At 43.8% G+C, this 19,576-nt stretch carries 16 protein-coding genes; 10 read left to right on the plus strand and 6 right to left on the minus strand.

The window, feature by feature from the left end; translation table 11 throughout:
• Positions 1-339: 339 nt before the first annotated feature.
• Positions 340-2,958, minus strand: a complete 2,619-nt coding sequence (locus QY309_16980) for a lamin tail domain-containing protein (GenBank protein WKZ59541.1) — start codon at positions 2,956-2,958, stop codon at positions 340-342.
• Between the two features lie 84 nt (positions 2,959-3,042).
• Here QY309_16980 and QY309_16985 point away from each other — a divergent pair, with 84 nt between their 5' ends.
• The gene (locus tag QY309_16985) at positions 3,043-4,035 is read left to right on the plus strand and encodes an aspartate-semialdehyde dehydrogenase (GenBank protein WKZ59542.1); all 993 of its coding nucleotides are present in this window, start codon (positions 3,043-3,045) and stop codon (positions 4,033-4,035) included.
• A gap of 45 nt (positions 4,036-4,080) precedes the next feature.
• Here QY309_16985 and QY309_16990 read toward each other — a convergent pair whose 3' ends face one another.
• Entirely contained in the window at positions 4,081-5,301 is a 1,221-nt protein-coding gene (locus QY309_16990; GenBank protein WKZ59543.1) for an NAD(P)/FAD-dependent oxidoreductase, read from the minus strand.
• Between the two features lie 92 nt (positions 5,302-5,393).
• On the opposite strand from QY309_16990, the gene QY309_16995 reads away from it, so the two are divergent.
• Positions 5,394-5,921, plus strand: coding sequence for a hypothetical protein (locus tag QY309_16995; protein WKZ59544.1), 528 nt, complete (start codon positions 5,394-5,396; stop codon positions 5,919-5,921).
• Positions 5,918-7,120: an RsmD family RNA methyltransferase gene (locus QY309_17000; protein ID WKZ59545.1), complete on the plus strand. Its 1,203-nt coding sequence runs from the start codon at positions 5,918-5,920 to the stop codon at positions 7,118-7,120. Before QY309_16995 ends, QY309_17000 begins: the two co-directional genes overlap by 4 nt.
• Before the next feature lie 53 nt (positions 7,121-7,173).
• Here QY309_17000 and QY309_17005 read toward each other — a convergent pair whose 3' ends face one another.
• Positions 7,174-8,313: a TlpA disulfide reductase family protein gene (locus QY309_17005; GenBank protein WKZ59546.1), complete on the minus strand. Its 1,140-nt coding sequence runs from the start codon at positions 8,311-8,313 to the stop codon at positions 7,174-7,176.
• 50 nt (positions 8,314-8,363) lie between these two features.
• A complete protein-coding gene (locus QY309_17010) occupies positions 8,364-8,555 on the minus strand; it encodes a hypothetical protein (protein WKZ59547.1) in 192 nt (63 codons plus the stop codon).
• 88 nt (positions 8,556-8,643) lie between these two features.
• On the opposite strand from QY309_17010, the gene mfd reads away from it, so the two are divergent.
• A complete protein-coding gene (gene mfd, locus QY309_17015) occupies positions 8,644-12,015 on the plus strand; it encodes a transcription-repair coupling factor (protein ID WKZ59548.1) in 3,372 nt (1,123 codons plus the stop codon).
• Here the strand turns inward: mfd and QY309_17020 are convergent.
• Positions 11,964-12,263, minus strand: coding sequence for a hypothetical protein (locus QY309_17020; protein ID WKZ59549.1), 300 nt, complete (start codon positions 12,261-12,263; stop codon positions 11,964-11,966). The genes mfd and QY309_17020 overlap by 52 nt on opposite strands.
• Before the next feature lie 231 nt (positions 12,264-12,494).
• Here QY309_17020 and gldJ point away from each other — a divergent pair, with 231 nt between their 5' ends.
• Complete coding sequence (gldJ, locus tag QY309_17025; protein ID WKZ59550.1) at positions 12,495-13,745, plus strand: gliding motility lipoprotein GldJ; 1,251 nt, start codon at positions 12,495-12,497, stop codon at positions 13,743-13,745.
• Positions 13,746-13,796: 51 nt separating this feature from the next.
• Here gldJ and QY309_17030 read toward each other — a convergent pair whose 3' ends face one another.
• The gene (locus tag QY309_17030) at positions 13,797-14,495 is read right to left on the minus strand and encodes a ComF family protein (protein WKZ59551.1); all 699 of its coding nucleotides are present in this window, start codon (positions 14,493-14,495) and stop codon (positions 13,797-13,799) included.
• A gap of 68 nt (positions 14,496-14,563) precedes the next feature.
• Here QY309_17030 and QY309_17035 point away from each other — a divergent pair, with 68 nt between their 5' ends.
• The 5 genes from QY309_17035 to ybeY all read left to right on the plus strand — a co-directional run bounded on the left by QY309_17035 (position 14,564) and on the right by ybeY (position 19,568).
• Positions 14,564-14,905, plus strand: coding sequence for a carboxymuconolactone decarboxylase family protein (locus tag QY309_17035; GenBank protein WKZ59552.1), 342 nt, complete (start codon positions 14,564-14,566; stop codon positions 14,903-14,905).
• Positions 14,898-15,275, plus strand: a complete 378-nt coding sequence (locus QY309_17040; protein ID WKZ59553.1) for a hypothetical protein — start codon at positions 14,898-14,900, stop codon at positions 15,273-15,275. Before QY309_17035 ends, QY309_17040 begins: the two co-directional genes overlap by 8 nt.
• A gap of 105 nt (positions 15,276-15,380) precedes the next feature.
• A complete protein-coding gene (locus tag QY309_17045) occupies positions 15,381-18,728 on the plus strand; it encodes a hypothetical protein (GenBank protein WKZ59554.1) in 3,348 nt (1,115 codons plus the stop codon).
• Between the two features lie 15 nt (positions 18,729-18,743).
• A complete protein-coding gene (locus tag QY309_17050) occupies positions 18,744-19,142 on the plus strand; it encodes an ATP-binding protein (protein WKZ59555.1) in 399 nt (132 codons plus the stop codon).
• Positions 19,143-19,145: 3 nt separating this feature from the next.
• Entirely contained in the window at positions 19,146-19,568 is a 423-nt protein-coding gene (ybeY, locus tag QY309_17055; protein WKZ59556.1) for an rRNA maturation RNase YbeY, read from the plus strand.
• Positions 19,569-19,576 lie beyond the last annotated feature (8 nt).

Here is a 19,576-nt window from a genome sequence, read left to right on the forward strand (position 1 = left end):
TTCAGGTTTGGAACAGCCGGTCTTTCAGCAACTTTTACCGAAGGCGACTTTTTAGGTGCCACAACCTTCTTTTCAACAGGCTTTGGCGCTGCCTTTTTAGCTACCTTTTTTACCGCCTTTTTGGCAACCGGCTTAGCTGCTTTTTTCGGAGCAGGCTTCTTAGCCACCTTCTTAGCTTTAGGAGCTGCCTTCTTAGCTTTTGCCTTGGAAGCGGTTTTCTTTGCTGCCTTGGCGGTTTTCTTGGTCTTTGCCATGATTTCCCTGTTTAAAAAGTTGCGCAAAAATACGGGGTGGGGTGTAAAACAAAAAATATGAGGGGATTTATTGTCCTGAGCAACGCTAATACCGCGCTGCTATCACCACACGTTTTCTGTAGGTATCAACGTTCCCATTACCATCAAACACCTCAAGCCACACCACATAATAACCCGGCCGTGCCCTGGTACCATCATCGCGTTCACCATCCCAGCGAAAAAACCCTTCTGTTGCCAATGTTTCGTTATTGGCAAGTTGCTTCACCTCGCGTCCCTGGTGGTCCAGAATTTTAAGGTTGGCCACCTTTCCACCCTGCTCGAAACTGTATCGTATTTCGGTAAAGTCGGGCTGACCGAATACCGGAATAAAAATTTCAGGCTCAATATTAACCTTCCCGGTTGTCGTAACGATTTCTATTGAATTCGAATTTCTGTATCCGGGTGTGGCGTAGCCCACAACCGATGCGGCCGATTTCCAATTGTTTGGATCGTTGGTTAGTCTGTCGGCATGAATGCGCTCCAGCGAAACTCCTTCTTTATCGCGAAGTAGGGTTGAGTGGTAATCATCAGTGTAGAAGAAAGAATCCAGGAGTTCGGCTCCTTCACTTACCAATGAAACCGTTCCCTCATTATCCGGAAAGGAAGGAAGCGCTTCAACTTTAAGTAATTCTTCGGCATGTGGGTAGTGTGATTGAATAGTAAACGGATCAACGGTTAATGCTATGAATGCTTTTGGCGGAAGCAGAAAATCAGCTGTCGTAATTGTTCTCAGGTTTACTGCGTTTCCGCTTTCAAAATATCCAACACTCCAGTTTTTTAAATTGATGTACTTCTCCGAATAATTGAACAACTCCAGAAAGTCAACACCGAATGGCCGTGGGTTAAAAAGTACTTCATTGATCACCACATCTCCTGCTTCGGCCGGTTCAGGAAAACCAAATGACACCTCCCGATGATCTTCCTGAATATGGTTTCCGCTGCAATCATAAATTGATGTTATGGTTACAACGTAGCGTTGCTGCAGCTGAATGGAAGATTCCAGCTCCAGCAACAACTCACGCAATGATGAATTTGCAAAGTTTACCTGCGATACAGTCAGTGTTGGTGAAATCACAAATGCCGATGGGGGCGGAAGAACTTCGTTTAGTTTTTCATCGAAACGCAATTTTAGTTGAGTGGCCGAAACCGGAATGGCCGATAACAAGCGTGGTCCTGTTAAATCAGGCTTTGATGCCTTCACCGAATTTTCTGTACCCGGTGTGCCTCCGCTCGCATGCTCGGAGGCAACCCAGTTCTCTTCTTCTGCACAAATGTTTTCCGGATCAATGAGTTCAAGTGTCCAGCCACCTTGTCGTTTATCATCATCTTTGTACCACGCATCCGTGTAGTTCACCTCGTCTATAAGCATATCGGTTGCATCACGAAGTTTCAGGTTATCCGAACTATTGTTCAGTGTTGGAAAACCCGATATACCAATTACAGTTCCATAGGCAGCAAATGCCGGAGATGATGCAGTTGGTGTAACGATAACATAATCACCCGGCATAAGAATGTGAGCAGGCAGCGTTGCTGTCGAGGAGGCATCCGAAAATTTCCATCCCTGCAAACTGATGGGCTTATTACTTCGGTTGAAGAGTTCAACAAATTCGGCTTCGGGTAAACCAATTAGGGGAGTTGGGTCAGGAAAAATTTCAGTGAAGATGATGTCCTTGTATTCAATGGGAGGTTGCTGAAAGAAAAAGAAATTAGCTTGAGCAGATACGATGGCATTGCCTGCAAGATCCTGAACGTTGGTAACCGTTAACTGACTGGTGATTGCATTCGGAAATGGTTGAGCAAAGGAGAGGTGTACTGTTTTTTCATCGGTTTGTAAAACCACATTCGTGGCTTGTCCCACATCATTGTTCACAAAATAATTTGAAGGATCTTGCGCGGTGTTGCTTTCAAGACGCTCGTTAAAGAAAACATTTAATTCGGTTGAGGAAATTGATTGTACGGATTGAATTTCCGGAGGGTTCTCATCCATAATCTCCGGACCCATATAAAAATCATCAAAGTAAAAGTTGGTGGAGTTGCCCGATGTATACGTGCACCGTAATCCCAAAAAGGACGATGTTGAATACGTATTGTCTGTTCCGGATGCCTCCAACACAAAATCACTTCCACCAGCATAATCAACGAATAATTGCCAGTGCCCCGCTTCGCTTCTTAATACCCTGACACGAACAGTAAAGGCCGAGGCTATTCCACCAGAGGTTGAGGCGCGGCAAACGGAAACAGTATTCGCACCCGTTTGCCGGAACAATTCAATGGCATCAGCAGAGCCTGCTTCACCAAACTGCAGGAAATAGCCGTTCAATGAGCCCGCTACATCCGATTGATCGCTTACCAGGTACACCCGTGCAAAATTATTTCCTGATGGCGCAAACGCCAGTCGGATGAAAAACTGCCATTCATACCCGTTTAATGTAGGTGATGGACTGCCTGCAGATAAAAATGATGTGGTGGCCTGACCGGGGTTATTCAGCTGAAGTTGGCCGTTGGTGTTAACAATAAACTGTGAAACCGTTCCGGTCCATTCGGGGTTATTGGTAAAGTCGCCATCGGAAAAGTTATCAGAAAGCTGAGCGTACACCGGATAGTAAAGTGCAACCGATGCTTGCAACAACAGCGTTTTGATGAGCAGCAATCGTATGCGACTCACGATAGATGTTAATAATTGGTTCGGGGGCATTTGGCTATTACCAAAAATACTATTTTTGCACCCTTATTAGAAATGCCTAAAGCAATGAAGCTAGCAGTAGTGGGGGCCACCGGGTTGGTTGGCCAGGAGATCCTGAAAGTTATCGAAGAAAGAAACTTCCCGTTTGACGAATTGTACTTAGTGGCCTCTGCCAAATCGGTAGGGCAAAAACTTTCCTTTAAGGGGAAAGAATACGAAATCAAGAGCATTGAGGAGGTTTGCAAACTGGCCCCGGATATTGCCATTTTCTCGGCTGGCGGTAGCACTTCGTTGGAATGGGCACCCCGATTCGCAGAAATGGGCAGCATTGTCATCGACAATTCTTCCGCATGGCGCATGGACCCTACCAAAAAACTCATCGTTCCTGAAATAAACGGGCATGAGTTGATGATTGATGATCGCATCATTGCGAATCCGAACTGCTCTACCATTCAAATGGTGATGGCCCTTGCCCCGTTACACGTTAAATATAAGTTGAAGCGCATTGTGGTTTCTACCTACCAGTCGGTTACCGGTACGGGTAAGGATGCTGTTCAGCAACTGACTGATGAGCGTGCAGGCATTGAAGGCAATAAAGTGTATCCGCACAAGATTGACATGAATGCGTTGCCACACATAGATGTGTTTTTGGATAACGGATACACCAAAGAAGAAATGAAGATGGTGAACGAAACCCGTAAAATTCTGGGCGACCAAACCATTGGTGTTACTTCAACTACGGTACGTGTACCAACCATTGGTGGTCATGCTGAAGCGGTAAATGCCGAGTTCTATCACGATTTCACGTGTAGTGAGGCTCGTTCTATTCTGGCCAACACTCCGGGTATTATTGTTCAGGATGATCCAAAGCACAACGTTTATCCTATGCCGGTGAATGCACACGGCCGCGATGAAGTATTTGTAGGAAGAATTCGCAAAGATGAATCGCAACCCAACACGCTCAACTTATGGATTGTGGCCGACAACCTACGCAAAGGTGCCGCTACCAATGCGGTACAGATTGCCGAGTTTATGTTGGAGAAGAGTTTAGTGTATTGATTGCTAATCTATTCTATTCATAAAAGCCGAAGTGATTCGGCTTTTTTATTTTCCAGCAATATGATGTGCCGCCACCCAGGCGGTCGTCCATGCTGCCTGAAAATTAAACCCACCGGTTTCACCATCCAGGTTCAACACTTCGCCCGCAAAAAATAAACCGGGTATTTTTTTACTTTCCATCGTTTTGGTGTTCACTTCGCTCAGATCAACCCCTCCACATGTCACAAACTCTTCTTTATACGTGGTTTTACCTTTCATCAGAAATGTGCATCGGATAAGTTGTTCGATTAACTTATTCATGTGGCGATTACTCATCTCTCCCCAAACCTTGCTTTCTTCAATTTCAGCCTCCTCACAAAGCTTAATCCACAAGCGATTGGGTAATTTGAATTGAGCTTCATTGTATACTTTCAGTTTCGGTCGTGTTTGCTTTATGGATAATAGCAGCGTACGAACTTCTTCTTCCTTCACCTCTCCGATCCAACTTACCAAAACCGTAAACGTATACTTCTTTTCATGAAGCCACTCGGCCGCCCAGGCCGAAAGTTTGATAACTGCTGGGCCACTTAAACCCCAATGTGTAATCAGCACCGGCCCTTGTTGTGAAAATTTTGTGCCTGCAATTTTTACCAACGCCTGGTCGACAGAAACGCCCATCAACGGCACAAACCGTTTTGATGAATCATTGAATGTAAACAGCGAAGGAACGAGTGGTGTAATGGTGTGGCCGGCTTCTTCCAACCATTGGTAGGATTCGCGCTGCGGATGACCCCCGGTTGCGACCAAGATGCTTTTTCCTATAAACTTTTCTCCTGATTGTGTTGAAACACACAGTCCGCCTTCAAGCTGCTCAAGTTTGACAACATTTGCATGCTGCTTGATTTCAATTTTCAGTTTAGATGCTTCCTCTAAAAAACAATCGATAATGGTTTGAGATGAGTCCGTAACCGGAAACATCCTTCCATCAGGCTCTACTTTTAGCGTTATACCTTTTTTCGCAAACCAGTCTTCCACATCCTTTGCCTGAAATTTTTGAAACAGTGAGCGAAGCATTTTTTCGCCTCGCGGATAGTGATGCGCCAATGCCTTGGGTTGAAACTCATGGTGCGTCACGTTGCATCTTCCGCCACCCGAGACTTTTACTTTCGCCAACAGCTTGGATGATTTTTCCAGAATCAGCACACGCATACCAGGTTTAATTGAAGCGGCTTGAATCGCCCCGAAAAAACCGGCTGCACCTCCACCGATAACAATCAATTCAAACATGCCGACAAATTACTTTTTATTGCAAACATGCGCTTTGTATACCTCATTTTTACTTTTGATCCTGATTCCATTACCGTACTTTTAGATCAGTTATGAAAACAACAAGCATCTTCTTCTTATTTCTACTTAGCGCTTTTCTGTCGTTTGGTCAAAAACAAGTAACAAATGAAGAGGGGGGCTATCGCATAACCATACCCGAATCATGGGGCGTGAAAAAAGAAGCAACGGTTACGGATGTCTACTCTCCGGATGAAGGAGGCCAGGACGTGTGGCAAGAATACCTTGGTATCAGTACCGGTGCGGCCAACGGCCTCACGCTTGATGAAGCTTTCAACTATTATATAAAAACCGATTTTCCAGAGTACTACCCGAATTTTAGTGTTATCAATTCAGGCAAGGAAACCGTTAGCGGGTTGCCCGTACGCTGGGCGCTTTGTTCATACCGTGCCGATGGTGCCGCAAACAACGAAAGCAAGTCGGCTGTAATTTATAACCTCTTCTACCTGTTTCTCAAAGACGATGTGCTGTACTTTTTAAATGGAATTGCCGTAGAGAGTGAGTACCCGCGGTTTGAAGATACGTTTCGCCAGATTGCCCGGTCTTTTTCTGTTTCAAAGTGATTTCGCGTATTGCTTCCGAAGTTGTTCAGCAATACATCTTCGATCACGAACACGAAGATGAGCGAAAACTTGCGTTAAGTAAAAAAGAAATCTTAGGTGTACCACCGGCCGTACTAGCTGAACAAATTCGTGGGAGAAAGAAAGCCAAAGAAAAACTTCCTTCTCATTATCGTACCCGGGGAATTGTCTATCCACCAGGAATTAATCTTGAGCAATGCTCCTCCGAGCAAACCGCAGCATTTAAAGCATCTATCATTCAAAAGCACCTGGGCATCAAACTTACTTCGTGTGCCGATTTAACGGGCGGCTTTGGAGTTGACTCATTCGCGTTCAGCAAAATTTGCAACACGGTGCACACCGTTGATCCCAATGAAGGCCTGCTTGAAATCGCGAAGCATAATCATACCCTTCTGGGGGCCACAAACATTTTCTATCACAGCCAAACAGCTGAAGATTTTTTACTACAAAACGAGAACAGATTTGATTTTATTTACATTGATCCTTCGCGCAGGAGAAACGCCAATCAACGTGTTTTTAAATTTTCTGAATGCGAACCGAACGTTGTTGATTTGCTCAGCCCATTGCTGAAGAAATCCGATGTCGTTTTAGTCAAAGCTTCTCCTCTTGTTGATATCTCACAGGGTTTGCAGGAGTTGCCGCACACGCAGCATGTTTATGTTCTTTCAGTAAACAATGAATGTAAAGAGGTGCTTTTTCTATGCACCTCCAATCCAGAACAGGAACCGGTTATTCACGCAGTGAATCTGGTACACGAAGTGGTTCATGAATTTTCGTTTTCCCAAACAGAGGAAAAGAAATCAACATCCTCCATTTCTGTTCCATCAACTTACCTTTACGAGCCAAATGCATCCATTCTTAAAGCGGGAGCTTTTAAGTTGGTCGCCACCCGATTTAACATACACAAAGTGCACGTGAACACACATTTGTATACAAGTGATAAGTTGGTTCACGATTTTCCAGGCAGGATCTTCAAAGTAGAGGCTATTGTAAAACCAGACGCTAAATCCATCAAACCTTACCTACCAGAAGAAAGAGCAAATGTGATTACACGGAATTATCCATTGATCCCGGATACCCTTAGGAAAAGGATAGGCTTGAAAGACGGGGGGGAGAAATATGTTATTGGGTTTACGACAGCAGACAAGCCGTTAGTCATTGTTGCCGAAAGGCTGTCTTGATTTTTGTAATAAACTAGGCTGAATGTCAAAAAGCTGTTTCGCAGATGTAGTAGTTACTTCAGCAAAAGTTTATTCAATTCTATTTCAATGTTTTCTGAATATCCTGCTGTTACAAATTGAATAATGCCATTTTTATCTATGATAACATATTCAGGCACCCCATACACATAATATTTTTCTGCATCTTCTTTTGAGCCGTAGAAAACAGCGTAATTCAAATTTCTTTGTTCGGCAAAGAGTTTTAGTTTAGAAAAGGTCTTCTCATCGCTGGCTATACTCCATATTTCAAACTCTTCTTCAGGATACTTTAAAGCAAGCTCCTTTATCCTGGGAATACTTTCTATGCATGGTCCACACCAAATTTCCCAAAAATTGAGTAGCACAACTTTCCCCTTCATATCTGAAAGTCTGGCCTTACCTCCATTGATATTCTCTAGTTCAAGATTGGGAGCGTTTGTCCCGTAAAGTTCTGCCAGACGGCTAACAGGATTGCCCTGTTTTAATTCTTTATAAGAAGCCAACGTTTCATAATCAATATCCGGCATAGAAACGCTCTTATCATTAATCCTGATATTACTCAATGTTGCTTCATTTACCTGCCGTTCTCCAAAAGAGTTTTCTAAAAAATGATAACGGTAAAATGGCAGATGGCTTTCTTTGGAGATATAAATTTTCTTGAATCTGTTGCGTACGTCATAAACATGGCTATCGGCATACCTGATCGTCAGAACATGACAATCAGGTAATTCTTCATAGCTAATCTCAGTATATCCATAACCCAACTTACTGTCATAAGGAATTTCAGGTAAAAGTAATTCCTCTAAAATCATTTGCCCACCTGGATAACCAAGAAAGGTTCTGTAATGAAGCGATTGAACAGATTCCAGTGACTTATCTTTATGGTTAATCGCCAACGCCTTCTCTCCATCGAATAGAAACTCATACATACTATTATTTGCTCCGTAAAATAAAAATGGGAACTTGGGGTTTTGCGTATTTTTCTTCAGTGTAGCCTTCCCTGATTTAATCTGTACACTACCACTTACGAAAGTATCAACCTTATGTATCTCATAGCTCAAGCTTTCCAATTGATTGATTTTTTCATACATCGTATGTAACATTTCCTCGCCAGTCTGTGCAAAAACGCTAACTGTTGACATGATGAGCAGCATAAATGCGAATACTGTTTTCATCGACACTGTGTTCTACTCTTAGAAAATTATTACCAATTAAATGGGGGGTTCTATCCCAGAAAATAAATCACCCAATGCACCGCATAACTGATTAACGCAACACTACCATAAACCTTAATCACTTTTCTCCTGTTCTGTACATCTTCCCACCACAACAGCAGCCAAGGTTTAAACAAACCCGCCACCATAAACATCAAACTGGCCAGGCTCATCAACAAAAAGAACAGGCGCACATTGTCCATGCATTAAAAGTAAGAATTTTTCAGCACGCCTTTTTGATGCGGGGGCACGCCACCTTACCTTTGCGCCTCGCTTACGCGGTTTTTGATTTTGAAGGCGACTGAGTTTCTGAAGCTGTACTGCGCGGATGGTCTGGTAAAGACCGTAGCCGCAGGGGTTGCTGCGCAAAACCCACACATTCGGATTAAAGGATTGGCTGGCAGCCTGGATGCGGTGCTGGTGGCCGCCTCGTTTACGTTGCATCCGCAGGATTACCTGATCGTGCTGCAGGACAGGGAGGAGGCTGCATACTTTCAAAATGACCTTCAGAGTTTGTTGGGGCAGGAGATTCTTATGTTCCCCATGTCGTACAAGCGGCCGTACGAGTTTGACGAAACCGAAAACGCCAACATTCTGATGCGCACCGAAGTGCTCAACGCACTTGCAGCTAAAACCAAACCGCTGCTGATTGTTACGTACCCGGAAGCGTTGCCCGAAAAGGTGATCAACAAGCGATCCCTTTCTTCCAATACGTTTTCGGTTAAAAAAGGTGAAAAGCTGGATATTACCTTTCTGGAGGAATTTCTTCATGGGTATGATTTTGAAAAAACTGATTTCGTGTATGAGGCGGGACAGTTCGCGGTGCGTGGTGGAATTATTGATGTGTTTTCGTTTGCGCACGAATATCCATATAGAATTGAGTTGTTCGGGGATGAGGTGGATAGCATCCGCTCGTTTGATCCGGGTTCACAACTTTCTGTGGAAACGGTTGATTTCATCAACATTCTTCCGGATGTACAAACCCGTTTGATGCAGGAGGAGCGTCAATCCTTTCTTGAATTTATTTCGCGCGAAACACGCATCTGGTTTAAAGATGTTCAGCTCGCAGTGGATGTTGTGCAAAAATCCTTTGAAAAAGTTACCGCCTCGTTTCATAAAGTTGTTGGGGTAAGCAATACACAAGTGATTCTTAGTCCGGACAAACTTTTTGACGATGGTGATTCCTTTGAAAAATTACTTTGCGGATTTACCCGAATTGAATTTGGAAATCGCTTTGTGTTGGAGAACCCGGTAACATACGAATGGACTTCATCTGCACAGCCGGCTTTCAACAAGAATTTTGAGTTGCTGGCGAATAATTTGGTCGATCACCAATCGCAAGGATATATAAATTTCATGGCTGCCGATGTGCCCAGGCAGCTTGACCGCCTTCGCGGAATTTTTGAAGAGATTCATCCCGAACTTCATTTTACGGGTTTGGAACTGTCGCTTCGGCAAGGTTTTGTTGATTCGTCTCTAAAATTTCTTTGTTATACCGATCACCAGATCTTCGAACGCTTTCACCGCTATCGGGCGCGTGAAAAATTTTCGAAATCAAAAGCACTAACGTTGCGCGAATTGCAGGCCCTGCAGCCCGGTGATTTTGTAACACATATTGATTACGGAATCGGAAAGTTTGCCGGCCTTGAAAAGAAGGAAGTAAACGGACACGAGCAAGAAGCCATCCGCCTGGTGTATCGCGATGATGATATTTTATACGTGAGCATTCACGCCTTACATAAAATATCAAAATATTCAGGGAAAGACGGGGCTCCTCCGGCCATCAGCAAACTGGGCTCGCAGGAATGGGAAACCAAAAAATCGAAAGCCAAGAAACGCGTAAAAGATATTGCGAAGGAACTCATTGAGCTTTATGCCAAGCGCAAAACCGCACCTGGCTACGCTTTTGCTGCCGATAGTTATTTGCAGGCCGAGCTTGAGTCCTCTTTTTTATACGATGACACACCCGATCAGGCAAGAGCCACCGAAGATGTAAAGCACGACATGCAGCAACCGCACCCCATGGATCGACTAGTATGTGGTGATGTGGGCTTTGGTAAAACCGAAGTGGCCATTCGTGCTGCTTTTAAAGCCGCAACCGAAGGAAAACAGGTTGCCGTATTGGTTCCCACTACCATTTTGGCCATGCAGCACTTCCGAACATTTAAAGATCGGTTGAGCAATTTTCCGGTCACTATCGAATACATTTCGCGCTTCCGCACCACAAAAGAAATCAAGGATATCGCTAAAAAAGTTGGTGAAGGAAAAGTTGATATCTTGATTGGCACACACCGGATTGTGAGCAAAGATGTGGTGTTCAAAGATCTTGGGCTTTTGATTGTTGATGAAGAGCAAAAGTTTGGTGTAAAGGTTAAAGACAGACTCAAAGAACTCAAGCACAACGTTGATGTGCTCACACTTACGGCCACACCAATTCCGCGCACACTTCACTTTTCATTAATGGGCGCACGTGACCTAAGTATCATCGCCACGCCTCCACCAAACCGGCAACCGGTAACAACAGAACTTCACACATTCAACGAAACCATCATTCGCGATGCGGTGAGTTTTGAGTTGCGCAGGGGAGGCCAGGTGTTTTTTGTGCACAATCGCGTTAGCGACATTGAAGAAGTTGCCAATATTATTTTCAAACTTGTTCCCGATGCGCGCATCGGCATTGCGCACGGCCAAATGGATGGTGACAAGCTGGAGAAGGTGATGCTGAAATTTATTGATGGCGAATATGATGTGCTGGTTTCCACCAACATCATTGAGTCGGGGTTGGATATTCCCAACGCCAACACGATCATCATCAATCAGGCACACATGTTTGGTTTGTCTGATCTGCACCAGATGCGTGGCCGCGTTGGTCGTTCCAACAAAAAAGCCTTCTGTTATTTACTTACACCACCTGCATCGTTGTTAACCTCCGATTCTCGAAAGCGATTAGCTTCGCTGGAAGAGTTTTCTGATTTGGGTGATGGCTTTAAAGTAGCCATGCGCGACCTCGACATTCGTGGAGCGGGAAATTTGCTTGGCGCAGAACAAAGTGGTTTTATTAATGATCTTGGTTTTGATGCGTACCACAAAATTCTGGATGATGCCATCCAGGAATTGAAAGAAACTGTTTTCAAAGATCTGTTTGCGGTTGAGCTTGCTGAAAAAGCAAAGCTTATCGTTCAGGATTGTGTTATCGAAACTGATTTAGAGATTTTGATTCCGGAAACCTACGTAAACAATACCAGTGAACGTCTGCAACTCTACGCCCGGTTGGACAATATTAAAAACGAAGATCAATTGGCAAAATTCATAGCCGAATTGCGTGATCGGTTCGGAGAGTTTCCAGAATCTGTTCAGGAGCTGATCAACTCCGTTCGCCTGCGCTGGCTGGGTGAACGGGTTGGCTTTGAAAAGCTTTCGTTGAAGGGTGGAAAAATGCGCGGTTACTTTGTTTCAAACAAAGACGAGTATTTTAACTCGCCCATGTTCAGTAATGTGTTAAAATATGTTCAGGGGCATCCACGAAATTGCAAACTGCGTGAGCAAACGGGAAAACCCTTACTTATTGTTGATCCGGTTGAACACGTTAACCAGGCCATTGAACTATTGCACTACATGAGTGGCTTGGAGTATAAATCGGTCAACGAAATTTTATCCAGGTAAGGTTCGAGCCCGCGTTGTTCTTCAAACGCATTTATCATCAGCACCTTCTGATATTTGGTAGAATAATAGACCTCAATGAAAAAGTTATCAGAGTGGTATAGGAATACCTTACAATCGCCCATTTTCCTATACGTAAGGTAGTGGCCGTTATACGTAACCAGATCACACTTCTTCTCAAACGGTAAAAATCTGAATTCCTGAATCGAAAGCATCTTTAAGCTATTTGGAGATGCCTTTAAAAATTCCATGCCAGCAAATAGGCACCGGTTAAATACCGTTTAACGGGGATTTTTGATGCTTTATCGGGCGGGTTCTTTCCGCTTTTGGGATAGGCCTATCTCAAAACAATACGGGTGAACAAATGGCGTTTTATCGTGACCTTTGGTATTGGATTAATGATTTATGAATAAAATTGCTTCTGCTTGGAAAACATGTATTTATGTATCTATATTAGCAGTTGCTTTAAAATCAACGTTACAATGAATAATTATCTTAAGGCTCTTTTGGTATTAGCTGCCGGATCTGTTGTTCTATCAGCATGTTCACTTTTTGGTGGCGGAGGTGGCAGGCCTACTGCCTCAAACCCTGGCCAGGTAAGTACGGCCACCGGACTTCCCTTTAATGATGAGGATGCTGGAGGTTTTATGGTTAATGCCTATCAGGGCCAACCCGATGCCCCAAACATGGTTTTTATTGAGGGGGGGCGCACCGTGATGGGATCATTTGAAGAAGATGTGATGTCCTATCGCGACAATATTGAGAGAACCGTTTCTGTTGCTTCCTATTACATGGATGAAACAGAAATCGCCAATATCCACTGGTTAGAATACCTGCACTACATGGCACGTGATTCTTCGCAAGAAGTTTATCAGGCTGCCTTGCCGGACACTACCGTTTGGGTTGGAAAATTGGCCTTTAACGATCCCTATGTTGATCACTATCTCCGTTATCCTGGTTTCCGCTACTTCCCGGTTGTGGGTATTAGCTGGACTCAGGCCTCTAATTATACGGTTTGGAGAACACGTGCTGTAAACATTCAGCTGGCTGAAGAAGCCGGCACTGAATACGCAGAAACCGATGGCCGTATTCCGTTGGAATCCGGTATTGTTATTCCTTCCTATCGCCTGCCAACAGAAGCAGAGTGGGAATATGCCGCGCAGGCAATGATCGGAACGCAGTGGTTGGAAGAAATGCAAACCCACCAGCGCGTATACCCCTGGGATGGTCATGCCGTTCGTAACCCTTACGGAAAACAAATGGGCTTTATGCTGGCCAACTTCAAGCGTGGTCGTGGTGACTATGCCGGTATTGCTGGTCGTCTGAACGATGGCGCACTTATCACATCTTATATTTATGAATTCCCTCCGAACGATTACGGCTTGTATAATATGGCCGGTAACGTAAGCGAGTGGGTACAGGATGTTTACCGTCCGCTTTCTTTTCAGGATGTTGATGACTTGAACCCGATACGCAGAGATGGTTTCCTGGATGATGCCCGTGGTTACAATAACAATGTTATTAAAGATCCGGATACAGGTGAATGGACTACACGCAATGCTGAAAGCTTTACTTCTTTAGTTACTGACCGTGCTCGTGTATATAAAGGAGGAAGCTGGAAAGATGTTGCTTACTGGATGTCGCCCGGTACGCGCAGGTTCCTGGATCAGGACAGCGCTACGGCTACGATTGGTTTCCGTTGTGCCATGATCCGCGCTGGTTCGAACTATTAAATAAATTTTCAATCTCTACTTGCAAAGCCTTCCGAAAAACGGAAGGCTTTTTTATTCTGCTGCATAGGCAATGCCGGCAACGCAAAGTTGTGTACATCCTGCTTCGAGCAATACCTGACCGCATGCTTCCAGGGTTGCACCCGTGGTAATCACATCGTCAACCAACAACAATTTTTTACCTGCCACCTTCTCGGGTTCACTTACTATAAAAACGTCTTCCACATTTTGCCAGCGCTTTAATCTGGATTTTCGTGTTTGCGTTTCGGTAGGCCTTGCCCGTTGTAAGGCACTGGCGTCTACTGGCTTTTGTAACCGTTCACTCAAGCCTTTTGCAAACTCCTCACTTTGATTGTACCCGCGCTTTTTCAGCTTTGATGGATGCAGCGGAACAGGCAAAATATGGTCAAAATGACCGGAAAATCCACTTTTGTCCAAATCTTCACCATATACGTTGCCAAGCTTCCGGCCAATTTCAGGGCGATTATTGTATTTGAATTCATGCAGTAGATTCTGAACCGTTCCCTGCTTATGAAAATGCAAAAAGGCCGCACCAGAATGAATCGGCAACCGACCATACAGGCGATTAAAGACAGCATTTTCTCTGGAAAGGTGGAAATTGGTTCGGGGCAACTCATGTATACACCTGCTGCATAGAATTTCTTCGCCTTTTACCAATCCATCCATACAAGCAGGACAATACCGCGGATAGATCAGGGTGATAAAGTCGTGAAACAATTCCGGCAGATTCATTTTCAGAGCTTCCTGTTGCTACATTTGTTATCTGAAATTAAGATAAAACACGTAACCATATACCAACCATGGGATTAGTTCAAGATTTCAATGCATATCGAAGTAAAATGAATGAGAAAATCATGGCTTCCGATAGCCTGATTATAAAACGCATATTCAACCTGGACACCAACGCTTACGCGGAGGGCAGCCTTGATGTTAAAACCAAAGAGCTGATCGGTCTTACCTGCTCACTGGTGCTACGCTGCGATGATTGTGTGAAGTATCACCTGGGAAAATGCAAAGAGGTTGGCTTGGATACGAATCAGGTTCAGGAAGCTATGGGAGTCGCTACATTAGTGGGAGGGACCATTGTAATACCACACCTTCGCAGGGCCTTTGAATATTGGGAAGAACTTAACCATGTTTAAGCGCGATCTGGAGTTGGACCGAAGCTGGCAACAGCTGTTGGGTTTTATTGAGCAGTCTCTTGGTAAAAAGCCAAAAGACCTGAACGGTGTTTTATTTCTGATTGGCGTTCAGGAATTGGGCCAGGGATACCGTCTATTCTCGAAAGAGGAAAAACAAGACTTAATGCACATTGCTATTTGTAAAGTATTGAGCCTTTCGGGCTACTACGAACTTGACGGCATTGATCAGGAGGGGTGGCCTCACTGGAAAATGATCAAAAAGCTTCCTCACTTTGATCTGCTTGAGCAGGAAAAGCTATTGAAGATGGCTGTAATTGAATATTTTGAATTAGAGCACCAGTGGATTATCCGCCCCTCCACACCAGAGTAACTTTCATATTAATACGCATTGCTTGCGTGCACTTAAGCACCTATCTTTAGTCTGCTGCAAACCTTGTTTACAGTAAACTCGTTTTCAAAATATAAATCGAGGCAAATGGGAAGCGGAACGGATCGGATTAGGGAAAACATCAACGCCTTCAGAAAAAGGTATTATACAAACCTGTTGTTGAAAGGGGTGTTGCTAACCCTGAGTGTTGTACTGGCCTATTTTGTTTTGGCTGCATTGTTTGAGTATGCCTTTTGGCTTAATCCGTGGATTAAGTCTTTGATTGTTCTTGTTTTCATTGCTACTGTCGGGTATTGTGCTTTTCGTTTTCTAAAAGAACCTATTCAATATTGGATTGCACATAAGGGAATTGGCGATGAAGAAAGTGCACGCCTGATCGGAAATTATTTTCCGCAAATTCAGGATCGCTTAGTTAATCTCATTCAGTTAATTCGGGTGAAACAAAACTCTGCGTTGGCAACCGCAAGCGTGGAGCAGAAGTCGTTAACTTTTGAGCCCATTCGTTTCGATTCAGCCATTGACCTTTCATCGAATACGCGATACCTCAAGTTTCTGGCGATCCCCGTTGGCATCATTCTCTTATTGGTGCTGGTAAACAAAAACATTATCACACAAAGCACGCACCGACTGGTAAACTTTAACCAGGCATTTACTCCTCAAGCACCTTTTGCGTTCACCATTCAAAATGAATCACTCACCGGTTTTTTCAATGAAGATTTTTTGCTTTCGCTTTCGCTGGAAGGAAATGCTATTCCCGATGCCTGTTACATTTATGTAAACGATCAACGTTTGAAAATGGAGGCCGTTGGTACGGGCAACTTTCAGTATGTGTTTGAAAAACTTCAGGAGGGCAAACAAATTCGTTTTGAGGCAGCAGGTTTTTTATCACCCGCATTTGAACTTGTGTTGGCAAACAGGCCTGAGTTAACACAACTTGAACTGCAATTGGAATATCCGCGTTACCTGCAACGCACAAATGAAAAGCTCATCAATGCTGGCAGTATAGAAATTCCGGAAGGCACTGTTGCGAATTGGAAAATACAAACTTCACACACCGTACAGGCAGCAATCCGGTTTTCGAATAGCGATGTAGAAGACATGCAACTATCTGATGATCAGGTTTTTAGTTATAAAAAAGGATTTCAGAATCCGGATCAGTATGAAATCATTTTAGAAAATGAACACAGCCGAAATAAAGAACGAATTGGCTATTCCATTAATGTGGTAAAAGATCAGCATCCACAAATGCTGGTGAATAATTTTCGTGACTCTGTTTTGTACAAACAAATTGTTCTGGGTGGAGTGGTTTCCGATGATTATGGATTGAGCCGGCTTCAATTGGTGTTCCATGTGAAAAATGTTGATCAGAAAAAAATTATTGAGCGATCGGTAGCCATACCGATTGGTGTCAACCAACAGCAGCAAAGTTTCTTTTACAACTGGCAGCTGGATTCCCTGTCACTTAAACCGGGTGAATACTTAGAGTACTACCTGCAGGTTTGGGATAATGATGGTGTTAACGGGCATAAGTCTACGCGATCTTCGGTGTATACATTTTTTGTTCCCGATAAAGATCAGCTAGTAACCGACATCTCAAAAGCACAAGCGCAGACAGAAGAAAAAATTGAAGAGGGTGCAGCAAAAGCACAAGAACTGAGTCAACAAATAAACGAAGCACAACAAAAACTAAAAGGAAAGCAATCGCTCGATTGGCAAGACAAAAAGAAGTTGGAAGAAATCGTAGAACAAAAGAAAAACCTGGAGAAGCTGCTGAACGAATTGAAGCAACAAAACAAGTTGCTGGATGACAAGAAGGATGCCTTTACGGAACAAGATGAGCGCATACGGGAGAAGGCAGAGCAGATACAAAAATTAATGGATGAACTCCTGGACGATGAAACCCGAAAGCTTCTGGAGGAATTAGAAAAACTCCTAAAAGAGAATACCGATACAAACCAGATGCAGCGCTTACTGGATAAGCTCAACAAGAACTCTAAAAATCTGGAGAAAGAGCTTGAACGCATTCTGGAAAATTTCAAACAACTGAAGTTTGAATTTCAGGTTGATCAAGCCATCAAGGACATTGAGCAGATAAAGGAAAGTCAAGAGCAGCTGCTGCAAGAAACACAGGCTCTTGAAAAAGAGATGCAGGAAAGTGCTGCTCAGAAAAATAAGGAGCAAGCCGAAAAAGCAAAAAGTGAAGCAGCCGAGAAAGCCAGCGATCTTGCAGAGGAACAGAAAAAATTACAAGAAGAATTTAAGTCGGCCGAAGAAAAGCTGGAAGAGCTGCGGGACATGTCAAAGGAATTAAACTCGGAAGAGAGTATCCCTGACCAGGAAGACAGCAAAGAAGTGCAGGATTCGCAACAAGACAGCCAGCAGAAGCTTGAAAACCAAAAACCTGGTGAATCAAAAAGCTCTCAGCAAAAGGCTATTCAAAAAATGCAGGAAATGCAGGAGCAGATGCAGAGTATGCAAAATGCCATGAGCATGCAAATTGATATGCAGAACCTGGAGACGCTGCGTCAAATCATCCACGGGCTGATCAAATTATCGCACGACCAGGAAGGAATAATGAAAGAATTCTCGGAGCTGGAACAGAGTGACCCTCGCTTCAATCAATTGGCTCAACGTCAGTTGAAGATTAAGGATGACGTTAAAGTGTTGGAGGACAGCCTGTTAGCCCTTGGTAAACGAGATCCTATGATGGGATCGTTTGTAACCCGGGAAGTCACGGAACTAAACGATAGGCTCGACAAAGCCATTGAAGCTTACCGTGAACGAAGAAGGCCGCAGATATCTACGGAGATGCAATTCGGCATGACTTCACTCAACAACCTGGCACTTATGCTTGACAGCCATTTTGATATGCTGATGGAAATGATGGCCAATGCCCAGGCTTCAGGTAAAAAAGGAAAGCAGAAAGGAAGCCAGCCCAATCTTAGCCAAATGCAGCAACAGCTCAATAATAAAATTGAACAGCTGAAAAATAGTGGAAAGGGCGGAAGAGAACTATCGGAAGAATTGGCTGAGATGGCCGCTGAGCAGGAGCGAATCAGGCGTGCCTTACAAGAAATGGAGCAAAAGCTTGAAGAGCAAGGCGGCAAGTTGCCGGGCAACGATATTTCAGAAAAGATGGAGGACTCAGAGATCGACCTGGTGAACAAACGACTTACAGATCAGTTAATTCAACGGCAACGCGAAATTCTAACCCGGCTGCTCGAAGCAGAGCAATCTTTACGCGAGCAGGATATGGATGAAGAGCGAAAGGGGGAATCGGCCAAGGATTATGAAAAAGAAATACCCAAGGCCATTGAGGAGTATTTACGGTTAAAGGAAAAAGAAGTAGAATTGTTGAAAACTGTGCCCCCTAAATTGTACCCATTTTATAAGAAAGAAGTAAACGAATATTTTAAGCGCTTGCGCGAAAACTAATTTTTATACGCGAAAATGAATACCATCAGCATTCAGGTTCCTTCGATTATTGATAACATCCGCATGATTGAAAGCTTTATCGATAATGCCAAAGAGCGTTTTCACCTGGATGAAGATATTTACGGCAACATTATGATTGCGGTAACAGAGGCTGTCAATAATGCAATCAAGCATGGCAATGCCGGTAACTCATCAAAAAATGTATACCTGAGCCTCTTTCTAAACGAGAACCTGTTAAAATTTACCATTAAAGATGAGGGTCCCGGTTTTGATTACCATAACCTGCCCGACCCAACATCACCTGAAAACCTTGAAAAACCCGGAGGAAGGGGGATTTTCTTAATGAAACATCTTTCTGATGAGGTAGAATTCAAAGATGGGGGAAAGGTTGTTGAGCTGAGCTTCTATATGTAGGCAATGTCTACCATCCACTTCTTTTCCGAGAAAGTTAAGTTTAAACTGGCTAATCCACGAAAAACCCGTACCTGGATAGGGCAAGTGGTGAAGCAAGAGGGAAAAGAATTGGGAGAAATCAATATAATCTTCTGCTCAGACACATTTCTGCTACAGCTTAACCAATCCCACCTAAATCACGACACCTTAACGGATATCATTACTTTCGACTACACCGAAGGCCAAAAATCAGCTCTTTCTGGTGACATCTTTATCAGTATTCACCGCGTTAAAGAGAATGCTGTAAAATTTAAAGTTCCCCTTGATTCCGAACTGCACCGCGTAATCATTCATGGCATTCTGCACCTGATTGGCTATAAAGACAAAACCACAAGCCATAAATCAACCATGCGAGGAAAAGAAGACGCTTACTTATCTTTGCGTTAGGATTGTTC

Source organism: Cyclobacteriaceae bacterium (assembly GCA_030584025.1).
Taxonomy (GTDB): domain Bacteria; phylum Bacteroidota; class Bacteroidia; order Cytophagales; family Cyclobacteriaceae; genus UBA2336.